At 60.0% G+C, this 11,341-nt stretch carries 8 protein-coding genes; 3 read left to right on the top strand and 5 right to left on the bottom strand.

Annotated features, from left to right (window positions below; all coding sequences use genetic code 11):
• Positions 1–44: 44 nt before the first annotated feature.
• Positions 45–884, top strand: coding sequence for a hypothetical protein (locus BS629_RS39770; RefSeq protein WP_245315086.1), 840 nt, complete (start codon positions 45–47; stop codon positions 882–884).
• Positions 885–1,160: 276 nt separating this feature from the next.
• The gene (locus BS629_RS16210; protein WP_077988318.1) at positions 1,161–2,573 is read left to right on the top strand and encodes a DUF1254 domain-containing protein; all 1,413 of its coding nucleotides are present in this window, start codon (positions 1,161–1,163) and stop codon (positions 2,571–2,573) included.
• 394 nt (positions 2,574–2,967) lie between these two features.
• On the opposite strand, the gene BS629_RS16205 is transcribed toward BS629_RS16210, so the two are convergent.
• From BS629_RS16205 to BS629_RS16195, 3 genes are read right to left on the bottom strand one after another with little or no spacing between them, the layout of a single operon-like run.
• Positions 2,968–6,231 carry an error-prone DNA polymerase gene (locus BS629_RS16205; RefSeq protein WP_077988317.1) on the bottom strand — a complete coding sequence of 1,088 codons (3,264 nt, stop codon included), beginning with the start codon at positions 6,229–6,231 and terminating at the stop codon, positions 2,968–2,970.
• Positions 6,231–7,742, bottom strand: a complete 1,512-nt coding sequence (locus BS629_RS16200) for a Y-family DNA polymerase (protein ID WP_077988316.1) — start codon at positions 7,740–7,742, stop codon at positions 6,231–6,233. Before BS629_RS16200 ends, BS629_RS16205 begins: the two co-directional genes overlap by 1 nt.
• A complete protein-coding gene (locus BS629_RS16195; RefSeq protein ID WP_077988315.1) occupies positions 7,663–8,415 on the bottom strand; it encodes an ImuA family protein in 753 nt (250 codons plus the stop codon). Before BS629_RS16195 ends, BS629_RS16200 begins: the two co-directional genes overlap by 80 nt.
• 762 nt (positions 8,416–9,177) lie before the next feature.
• On the opposite strand from BS629_RS16195, the gene BS629_RS16185 reads away from it, so the two are divergent.
• Complete coding sequence (locus BS629_RS16185; protein WP_143529704.1) at positions 9,178–9,711, top strand: hypothetical protein; 534 nt, start codon at positions 9,178–9,180, stop codon at positions 9,709–9,711.
• On the opposite strand, the gene BS629_RS16180 is transcribed toward BS629_RS16185, so the two are convergent.
• Positions 9,708–10,658: an AAA family ATPase gene (locus BS629_RS16180; protein ID WP_077988312.1), complete on the bottom strand. Its 951-nt coding sequence runs from the start codon at positions 10,656–10,658 to the stop codon at positions 9,708–9,710. The genes BS629_RS16185 and BS629_RS16180 overlap by 4 nt on opposite strands.
• A gap of 51 nt (positions 10,659–10,709) precedes the next feature.
• The gene (locus BS629_RS16175; protein WP_077988311.1) at positions 10,710–11,327 is read right to left on the bottom strand and encodes a hypothetical protein; all 618 of its coding nucleotides are present in this window, start codon (positions 11,325–11,327) and stop codon (positions 10,710–10,712) included.
• Positions 11,328–11,341 lie beyond the last annotated feature (14 nt).

The raw sequence follows: 11,341 nt of genomic DNA, 5'->3' as shown, positions 1-11,341 counted from the left end.
AATCTCCTCCGGGCCGCTGCAAACATGCGCCCGGAGGACTTCTCATGAAATCACTGCTCGCCTGCCTGTTCGGCCTAGCTGCGTCCACCGCGCTCGCCGCCGACTACCCCACCACTGGCATGCTCTATAACCAGCAGGAAGACTCGTCGCTGACCTACACCTGCAGTCTTCAGCAGGGTCAGCAGCGCCTCCGGTGCGAGTTCATCCAGACAGCCGTTCGCAAGAAGGCGAAGGCAGCCGATCTGGAAAAGAAGCTCGATGTAGCCCGCAAGAACTATCCGGGTGCTGTGAAGGAATTCTCCGATCCCAAGGAATGCAACATGGTGGGCGCGTGGCTCGGCATGGCCACCGGTCAGATTTCCATCGATGCCGCCCTCGCGCGCAATCCTGGAATCGCGACGGATGCCGCGAAGTTCAAGGAAGGTATGATCCGTCTGCAGGAGGAGGCCAAGGTAAACCCCGGCGTGCTCGACACCTTCCGCGCTCTCGCAGGCATGTGCGATCATCCGACTGAGGAGAATTTCCTGAAGATCACAAAGGCCGACCACGACAAGAATATTCGAACTTGCCAAGTCAGTTCGAATGCGTTCGCGCAGGAATTCGTCTGGGTCTCCGACTTCGGCAATGGCGGTGCGTGGGTGGTGTCATCGCAGCCCGAAGGTCCATGTGGCGTAGTCCAGCTTTCTCGCTTTGAAAAGGATCAGTCCGACACGTCCGGCCTCTTCTGGCGGTACATTGCCCGGAAGGCCGCCACCAATCCGTCAGGCACAGTGTTGCCAGGACTGAGTTGCTCGGCAGTCGATCAGGCCGAATACGTCTACGACTGGAAGAAGACGAGATCTGACCATCTGCAGTGCGACTTCGTTGAGTTCAGTCCGATCTGATGGACGATCCGCGTGAATCGGATGGCTTAATTCGTACATATTAGGAGGACTTCATGCGTCCGAGCGGTCGTGGCCTGTATTATCGCGCTGATGCCATCCGCGGCATTCTTATGTGATGTATTTTACAATAGCCTAATGTACAGTAGCATACCTGCCTACCTGGGGGCTGCGACTAGAGAATTCAGCAAGTATTGCCAGCCTGCCGGCGACGAATCCTATCTGCCACGGCGGACCGTGACGGACACGCTAGTATTTTTCAATCAATTGGGGGATGCCATGAAATTGACTAGACGCGACTTCACGAGAGCTTCATTGTTGGCGGCAGGTCTTTTGGGACTTCGATCCACCGGGGCCGCAGCCGACGATGTACCGGCCGAGGAGGCCCGCGCCATCGCCAAGGAGGCCTATATCTACGGCTTCCCGATGGTCGACAGCTACCGGATCCAGTACGCCTATTTCGTCGACGACAAGAACCCGGAATACAAGGCGCCGTGGAACCACCTCAAAAACATCCCCCGCGTCTACACGCCCGCCGATACGGCGATCCAGACGCCCAACTCCGACACGCCCTATTCGATGATCGGGATGGACCTGCGCGCGGAGCCGATGGTCCTCACCGTGCCAGTGATCGAGAAGGACCGCTACTTCAGTATCCAGCTTATCGACGCCTACACGTTCAACTTCGACTATGCCGGCAGCCGCACGACCGGCAACGACGGCGGCAGCTTCTTGGTCGCTGGCCCAGGGTGGAAAGGCGAGACGCCTGCGGGCATCAAGAAGGTGTTTCGCGCGGAGACCGATCTCATCATCGCGGCCTATCGTACACAGCTATTCAATCCAGACGACCTCGACAATGTGAAGAAGATCCAGGATGGCTACAAGGCAGAGCCGCTTTCGGCGTTTCTCGGTAAGCCCGCGCCTGCGGCCGCTCCCGCAATCGACTTCATGAAGCCGATTTCGCCGGACGACGAGCGCAAATCGCTCGAGTTCTTCAACATCATGAATTTCGTCCTGCAGTTCTGCCCGACTAACGCATCCGAGACCGAGTTGATGGCGCGTTTTGCCAAGATCAACGTCGGTGCAGGCAAGAAGATAGACGTTGCGGCGCTCTCGCCCGACATCAAGGCGGCCATGGAGCAGGGCATAGCCGACGCCTGGGCCGATCTTGGGGAATTGAAGAAGCAGATCGACGCTGGGGCGGTGACCTCGGGTGAAATGTTCGGCACGCGCGAATACCTCAAGAACAACTACCTGTACCGCATGGCGGCAGCCGTTCTCGGCATCTATGGCAATTCAAAGCAGGAGGCGATGTACCCGGTCTACGCCATTGACTCTGAGGGGCAGAAGCTCGACGGCGCCAAACACTACACCGTCCATTTCGCAGCCGACAAGATGCCGCCGGTTCACGCCTTCTGGTCGCTGACGATGTATGACCTCCCGGCGAGCCTGCTGGTCGCCAATCCGATCAACCGCTACCTGCTCAACAAGCCGATGCTGCCGCAATTCGTGAAGGATGCCGACGGCGGCTACACGTTCTATGTGCAGAACGAGTCGCCGGGCAAGGACAAGGAGCCGAATTGGCTGCCAGCGCCCAAGGGTCCCTTCTTCGTCGCGATGCGCCTCTACTGGCCGAAAGACGAGGCGCTGAATGGCACATGGAAACATCCGCCCATGACCAAGACTTCATAGTCGGTTCAATTCGCCCGCGGCGTTCATGAACTTAGCAATTCCCGGCCGGTCTTCGGGGGCTACTCCCGAAGATGGCGCGAGACGCGAATGGCGGCTTTGGGGCCAACAGGGGCGGTGGCATTTGCCACTTGCGGCGTCATCGACGAATTGATTCAGTGGCTGCGCCCACACCTATTTCTCAAGCATATGCATAGCAGCGGCCGTCATCTTCTGGCTCTGATTAGTCCTGACCGTAGAGGCCGGAAGCTGTTCGTGGCTCACGAATTAATCGGATCTTGACCGTTTTCCACCAACGGCTGTCGCACAATGAGTGCCCTCAACCAAAGGAACAACACCGAATTCCTCCGCCTTGATGCCTCTCGCACAGATAGCACGAGTGGAACGGCCTGTCGTGTCAGTGGAAATTCCTCGCCTTCACCTTCAGGGCGTCGATTTGCAGATCCTTAACAAAGATATCTCTGGGGTGTGGCACTGGCTTCGGCCGATCCCGAGAGTCCGGGCTTCCCGGCGACCCGTGCGCGAACTCGTCACCCCTGCCCGTCGACAGCTTGAAGTCGATGTCGCGGTCGGCCAGTCCAGAGAGATCGCCGGACAGGTCGAAGACCTGCTGGGCGACGAGATGGACGACATCGCCTTCCCGCTGGATCCTGCCGTTGATCGCCATCATTGACGATCCCAGCACAACCCGCCGCCGTTTCTCGAACAGGCTCGGCCAGACGACCACGTTTGCTGGCCCGGTCTCGTCCTCGATGGTGATGAACATGACCCCCTTTGCCGATCCCGGCTTCTGTCGAACCAGAACGAGTCCCGCCGCCATGAGCCAGCGGCCATCCCGTGCGTTCATCGCGTCCGCGCAAGTCACGATGTTTCGCTTCTGCAGATCCTTGCGCAGGAATGCGATCGGATGTTCCCGGAGTGTCAGCCCGGTGTGGCTGTAGTCGGCGACCACGTTATGGCCCGCGGTCATCTGCCTGAGCACTACCTCAGGCTCCTGCTGTTCGGCGATTGTCTTCATCTCTCGTTCGGCAGCCGCTGCAAACAGAGGTAGCGGTTCGTCACGGAGAGCCTTGATGGCCCAGAGGGCATCACGTCGCTCGAGCCTCAGCGATGGGCGGAAAGCATCCGCTTCCGCGAGTTGCACGAGCGCTTCGGCGGGGATCCCGGAACGCCGCCACATGTCGTCCACGCTGTCGAAGCCGGCCTGCGTCCGCGCGGCGATGATGCGAGCGGCATCGACGGTGGCCAGGCCCTTCACCATTCGCATCCCGAGACGGACAGCATGGTCGCCGATGTCGCCGATAGGTTCAAGCGTGCAGTCCCACCGGGAGCGATTGATGCAGACGGGTCGAACCTCGACACCGTGATTTCGGGCATCGCCCACGATCTGTGCCGGAGCGTAGAATCCCATGGGCTGCGAATTCAGGAGCGCCGCACAGAACGCATCCGGATAATGGCACTTCACGAAGCTGGAGGCGTAGGCGATGAGTGCGAACGATGCTGCGTGGCTTTCCGGGAAGCCGTAGGATCCGAAGCCCTCGAGCTGAGAGAAGGTCCTTTCCGCGAATTCCGGGGTGTAGCCATTCTTGACCATCCCGGACACCAGCTTGTCCTTGAACCGGGAGACACCGCCAGTGAATTTAAAAGTCGCCATCGACTTGCGGAGCTGGTCGGCCTCCCCGCCCGTGAAGCCGGCACAGACCATCGCAACCCTCATCGCAGACTCTTGAAACAGCGGCACACCGAGTGTCTTTCCAAGGACTGCTTCAAGCTCCGGGGTCGGATACTCGACGGCTTCCTTGCCCTCGCGACGCCGAAGATAGGGATGAACCATATCGCCCTGAATTGGGCCAGGCCGCACGATCGCGACCTGAACGACGAGATCGTAGAAAGTCTGCGGCCGGAGCCTTGGAAGCATCGACATCTGAGCGCGGGATTCGATCTGGAATGTCCCCAAGGTGTCCGCTTTCCGGATCATCGCATATGTCGCAGCATCCTCCTGCCTGATCTTCGCGAGATCGAGATCTTCGTGCTTGTGCTCGCGGATGAGGTCGAAAGCCTTCGACATGCAGGTGAGCATTCCCAGGGCCAATACATCGACCTTCATGAACTTCAGCGCCTCAACGTCGTCCTTGTCCCACTCGATGATCTGCCGATCCTTCATGCTGGCAGGTTCGATCGGGACGAGATCGTCCAATCTGTCGTGGGTAAGGACGAAGCCGCCAGGATGCTGGCCGAGGTGGCGCGGTGCGCCCATGAGCTGCTGAGCCAGCTTCAGCGTAAGTACGAGACGGCGGTCTTCAGGGTTGAGGTTCAGCTCGCGGACGTTCCTATCCGTCACCTCCTCCGACCATGACCACATTCCCGACGACAGAGCCTTGATCACGTCCTCGGGTAGTCCGAGCGCCTTGCCGACATCTCGGATCGCCCCCTTCGCCCGGTAACGGGTGACCGTCGCACAGAGTGCGGCCTTCTCGCGCGTGTAGGTCTTGTAAATCCACTGGATCACCTCCTCGCGCCGCTCGTGCTCGAAGTCTACGTCGATATCCGGCGGCTCGTCGCGTTCCTGCGAAACGAAGCGCTCGAACAGAAGGTCGTTCGTTGACGGGTCGATGCTCGTGATACCGAGGATGTAGCAAACGGCCGAGTTCGCCGCCGATCCGCGGCCTTGGCAGAGGATGCCTTGGCTCCGAGCATACTTGACGATGCTGAAAACCGTCAGGAAATATGGCGCGTACTTCATCTTCTGGATAAGGTCGAGCTCGTGACGGACGGTCTTCAGAACATCTGGCGGCAGGCCCTCCGGATATCGGTTCGGCACGCATTCCCAGAGATAGTGCTCAAGGGATTCCTGCGCACTTTTGCCGGGCACGATGGCCTCTTCCGGATACTGGTACGTCAGCTCCTCGAGCGAGAATTTGCAGCGGTCAACTATCTCCATCGTGCGCCGGAGTGCATCTTGATAGCGCGGAAACAGGCGCTCCATCTCCTCAGGCGGCTTCAGATATCTGTCGGCGTGGCGCTCGCGCTCGAACCCGACGGTGTCGATGGTGGTGTTGTGCCGGATGCAGGTGACGATGTCCTGGAGCTGCCGCCTGCCCGGCTCATGGAAGAGCACGTCATTGGTCACGACGGTCTTCACCCTGAACGTTGTCGCCAAGTTCGAAAGCTCATGGAGCCGCAACTGGTCGTTCGGCCGCCGTCGGAGACACAGCGAGAGATATGCCCTGTCGCCGAAGATCTCGGCCATCTTCCGGAGCTGGACTGCGCATGTATCGTCGGGTAGATCCGGAACGAGAATGCCGATCATACCGTCGGAGTATGCGACGACATCGTCCCAGTGCAGGATGCAGTTGTTCTTGCCGCCGCGGGACTTGCCGAGCGTGATCAGGCGGGTCAGCCGGGAATAGGCGGCGCGATCTGTCGGATAGACAAGGATCGACATCCCATCCTGCAGGTCGAGCCGACATCCGACGACAAGACGGATCCCGGTCGATCTCGAGGCCTCAAGGGCACGGACGATCCCGGCCAGCGAATTCCGGTCGACCACACCGATAGCATCTATGCCAAGCTCCCTGGCAGTCGCGAACAGCTCGTCGGCGGATGAGGCTCCGCGGAGGAAGCTGAAATGCGTGGTGACCTGGAGTTCGGCGTATCTCATCAGGCAAATATCCCGTGCATGAACCACCTATGCGACCCCGTTTCTGGATCCACGCCGTCGCCGGAGCGGAAGATCCAGAGCCGTTCGCCCGCATCATCCTCGATGACGAAATAGTCCCTGACGGCTTCGTATTCCGAGCTGCGCTGCCACCACTCCCCGAATATCCGCTCGGGACCGTCAGCACACTTCACCTTTCGGCGCTTGCCACGCCACATAATCCAGACGGGCGGATGATCCGGCATCAGAGCCATCACATCGATCTGCTCCGGCCGCGCCAGCAGACGGGCGGGCCGCCGCCAGTGGTGGATCCAGGATGTCTCCACAGGTTCCGAGGCGGCATCAATACGACCTACGGAACGCTCGGGAACATCGGAGGCGACCGGGGCGACGCGATAGACGCGCTGGCCGCGGTTTCCGTATATGTCGATCAGCGGTGTCACATCGGTTACCTCGTCCTCGACCAGCGACGACGACTTCTGGGCGTCCTCAAGCGGCTCGGACATGACCGCAACGAGCGTGAGCTTTTCGATGCCAAAGCCCGGCTCGATCTTCTCGGTCTGGTCACGGAAGAGCTTAGTCAGCCATGCCACATCGCGGGCGGGTTTTGCGGTACCGGCCCGGACAGCCTGGCGGGTGCCATCGACCTTCTCGACGATCAGATCTGCTCTCCTGACACCGAGGCCCTCCTTCTGAAGTCTGTCGATGAGCTGGACGATCAGTCGGCCGACGTACTTGTTGATGGTTTCGGCGGCACCGATCGGCTCCGCGAACGCCCGTGAGACTTCGATCAGCTCGGGAGTTCGGATTGGATCGATCGGCTCCGGTGTGCGGCCGAACATCTGGTCAAGGCGGCGGCCCAGCTCAGGTCCGAAGCGGAGGGTCAGCGGCGCGCGTGGTGTGTTGGCCAGTTCGCCGATGGATCTGAAGCCCAGCGTTCGAAGATCGCCGACGATCTTTTCAGGCAGCCTCAGAAGCGAGATCGGAAGCTTCTCGACCGCCCGGACGATTCCGCCCATCGGCACGATGACGGTCTCGCGGGTGATCGCTCTCGCGGATGCGTGTGCCGCACCCCACGTATCAGCGACGGCGACCCTGGCCGTGAGCTTCTTCGCGAAGAACTGGTTCGAGATCTTCGTGACCATGGGCAGTTCGCCCCCCTGGAGATGGTCGGCTCCTTCGGTGTCGAGCACGATGCCGTCTGGCGCATCCATGGCAACGATGGGCGAATACTGCGTCAGCGCCCAGAGCGTGATCCTCTCAAGCGCGGCTGCATCGGCCGCCGGATCCGCATCGATCATCATCAGGCCGCGGAACAGAGCCTGCGCCTTGGCGGCCTGCATGCCGATGCGCACGCCGGCCTTGCGTGCGGCAGGATCGGCAGCGGACACCCAGCGCTTCGAACCGGACTTCGCGATCACGGCTATCGCTTGATCAGCCGGAATAGACGGATCCGCGCGACGTATTCGATCGGTCGCCAGATCGGGTAGATAGATGGATACGACCCTTGTCATCGCAGGCTCCAATTTCAAACTCAGCACACTCGCCCGCACGCGATCTCATCAGTTCCAGAAGCCACCTCGGCCGACCAACTCCAGGCACTGGAAGTTCCTCGGAGGGCAGGACGCTCACTCGCCATCTCGTGGTCGACGCCGTCGGCTGGCCGAAGTCGTTTGCCTCGGTCTGCCGCCGCCACCGCCTGACCGTGAGGGCCATCGTGCCTGTCCGCTCGGCGGCAAGCTGGATGCGGCGGGAAGCGGTCATCGGCAGCCGGACGATCTCCCCGACGACGGCGCCGAGGCCGCCAAAGGAAAGCCCCTCTTCCATATTCGCCAGCACGTCCTCTTCCTTGTCGGACTCGACGAATATCACCCGGTCGGGATGAAGGCCGACCTGCGCCAGCGCCGGGAAGAAGAGATCCGGCCTCGTCAGGCACCACACAATTGGCCCCTTGGTCCTCGCGGCGATCCCTGCTGCGAACAGGGCTGCAGCCGCTCCATCGACCGTGCCGGAACCGCCCCCAGAGAACTCATGCAGAGCGCCATGACTCAGCCCGCCTCCCGGAAGAACCGAGTCGATTTCCGGTACGCCGAACTCCAGGCACCCGACCTTCCTCACCGCATGGCTCTCGATGGAGCTGATGCGTTCCCGGAGTTCGGCTATGACGTGCGCGTGGACAGCGGACATCGATCACGAATCCTGTTCAGATCGCGTTGAAACTGACGACATCATGTCGCTTGAATGCAGATGTTCCTGTAATGTTCCTTCGCGCAAGCAGAGTCAAGACGCCGAAATATAGGAATTATGTCCCACAATTTTGGTTTGCCGAAGATTGTTCCGTTGAATCAGCGACCTAGATACATCGCGTAAGTGACCGGCTTTATTGAAAAATTTGAAGTGTCGGAGAGTTGACGGGTTCCGGATGCGTCGCCTAGACATCTTATCCTTCGGAAGCTCAGGGAGATGCCGACATGAGGACGAAGAAGCCACTCGATCTGTCCTCGACACTGCGTCAGGTGCGCGATCCGATCATAGAGGTAGAATGCCGTGCCTGCGGTCACTCAGGCAGCTACGTCCGCGCAGAACTCGTCAAGAAGCATGGTGCCAGCGTTACGTTCGCCCGGCTCCGGCGTATGTCGGCACTCGGATGCGATCGCTTGCTGGGTGTCGATGGGGATAAATGCGGAACCGCCTTTCCTTGTCTCAGTGGTGCCGACCGTTGATCGAGCAGGCGGCAAAGGCTCTTGTTGCGATGGGGGAGTGTTGGAAGAAGAAAAGCGAAGATGGATCGAAGCAAGGCGATCGCAGTTGGTTGGCGCTCGCGACGGCGATATTGAACGACCTAGCGTTAAATACGCATGGGTGAAGGACTTTGGGCATGGGATAACTGTCTCATGCGAACGAGGCAGAAGCTTCAGGGTCGATGAGGGCGCCTTCAGAAAGCGCTACGTGACGCTCAAGTTCGCGCGCGATGACGCGCTCGATGCGCATGCAATGTTCTTCGAGTGGAGCACGCCAGCGTACCCGGTCGACGAAGCGGAATTCTTCGATGTCGCGGACAGCCAAAGTCAAGAAGACTACGAGATGGCTGCTGTGCTGGAACAATGCTGGGGCGATGCGTGGGAGCACCCACTCGACTGTGGCTCGGTCGTGGTGTTCCACAGACTGGTCGTACCACGCCCTATGCCTGGCTTCTGGCCGACGATGAGATCGGCCATCAAGCGCGAGTTCTCGCGGCGCGCAGCGATGATGATGTTGAAGGCGTTCCCGCTCGAGTGGGAGGGCAGGTTCCATGATCCCGCCGCTCCAGGAATGGATGACTTCGAGCGCCGCTCCAGAGCGATGGCGAAGCACTATCAGCGGCAGCTCGAGGTGTCTCCAATACCGGTTGCACCGAACTTCGGGCAATGGATGTGGCTTCCGATCAGGTTCGACTACGAGCCGCGGGAGGGTGCCGAACCGCCGTCGCGTTACTTGCTCTAAAGATAGGAAGCATTGTTGCCCTGAGCATCATCGCGAGATCCGAATGCGTCGATCTCATCGATGAACAGGATTGCCGGCGCGGCATCTCTGGCGTCCTTGAAGCTCTTCTGCATCGCCTTCAGGAAGTCGTTGAGATATCCCTTTGCCTGCCATTTGGCGTACGAGGTGGCGATCAGCTTCACATGGCACGAAGCAGCGACCGCCCGGGCGAACAACGTCTTACCCGTCCCCGGCGGACCGGATAGTAGCACCCCCTTGTCGACGTCCTCCCAGGTGATCGTACCTGCGCGCCAGTCGGCTAGATCGCGTGCAAGCTCAAGGCCCCACTCCTTGGCTTCGCCGTATCCCTCCATGTGTTCGAGACGGATATCGGAGAGCGCTTCGGGATCCTTCGTCTGCCTTGGTGCTGACGGCTCCTCCTGCGCCATCTTTTCAAGGATTGCGAACACGCGCGAGATCGGCCGGCCGCGCGTCATGGCAAGCTTCAGCCGTTTCCAGTTGGTCCTCGCGAGTGCCTCCGCTTGATGCTCGGTGACCCCGACGCCGTACGCCCACCGAACCACACCGCGCACCAGACGGCCGTCAAGCGGCCGAACTTCTACGATTGCATCGAGAGCATGCCGGAGATCAGAAGGGATCGCTTCTGCCGACTTGAAGAGGATGATCGTCTTCGTGTTCTGCAGCATGTCCAGCACGGATTCGATCGAGGATTCGAGCTTTTCGTCATCGAAGGCCTTCACCTGATCCCGGAAGCGGAAATCCAGTTCCCGGTCGATAACCACGAGCGCCGCCCGCATGTAGGTGACCCTTCGATCCCAGTCGGGAACGATGAGGCCGATGGCATAGCGCGTCGCACGCTTAAATGGACGCATAGCGCCGCTAATGGATGCATACGCAAGGAATTCGGGCAGCGAGAAATCGTGCCCGTCGCGAGAGATATTTTTCATTGATGTGTCCCGGATTAGAGATGACGATTGCTGGCGCTTGATTGCGTCACGTCATCCCCGTATCCGGCGCACCTGCGTTTCCGGGCTGATCAGGGCATCGTCGAGGTCGACCTCCAGGAATCCTTGGAGGATGAGCGATGCCAGTGTCGGCATCGGGCGTCCTTCCTGGATCGCCGACAGGCATTCCGCAATCGTCAGCGATCCCATTTCTTCGAGGCCGGCCAGAAGACGAATCCTGTCGCCCAGCGGTGGCCGATAGAAGCCGTATCGGAGAAGATCCTTCGCGTTCCGGAGGCGGAAGCTGTCGGCGAAGTCGATCATCGCCACAGGGCGATATAGGTGCCCCATGGATTCGATCGCGCTGGATAGCCAGATCGGCGGCGATGGCTCCTCCTGGCCGACATCGATTAGGAAGGATCCGCCTTCCACAGTCAGCACGAGGAAATCGAGTTGGTATTCGTCGTCACCATCGCGCAGCAGCGGTGGCGCGGCGCTCCATCGAACGACATTGGGATCAAGATCAAGCAGGCACGCGAAGTCCCTCGCCTGCTGTGATCGAAACTTGGCGGGGCCATCGCACTTGATGGTCGCCAGAGGTGTGTAAATCGGTGAAAGCGTGACCTTGTGCGGAACAGCATCGTCCCTCCGGTCAGTCGAGATTACCTTCATGGCATCCCTCGTAA

It is taken from the genome of Rhizobium leguminosarum bv. viciae USDA 2370 (assembly GCF_002008365.1).
Classification (GTDB): domain Bacteria; phylum Pseudomonadota; class Alphaproteobacteria; order Rhizobiales; family Rhizobiaceae; genus Rhizobium; species Rhizobium leguminosarum.
The sequence above is the reverse complement of the archived record's forward strand: the minus strand, read 5'-3'. Positions and strand labels throughout refer to the sequence as shown.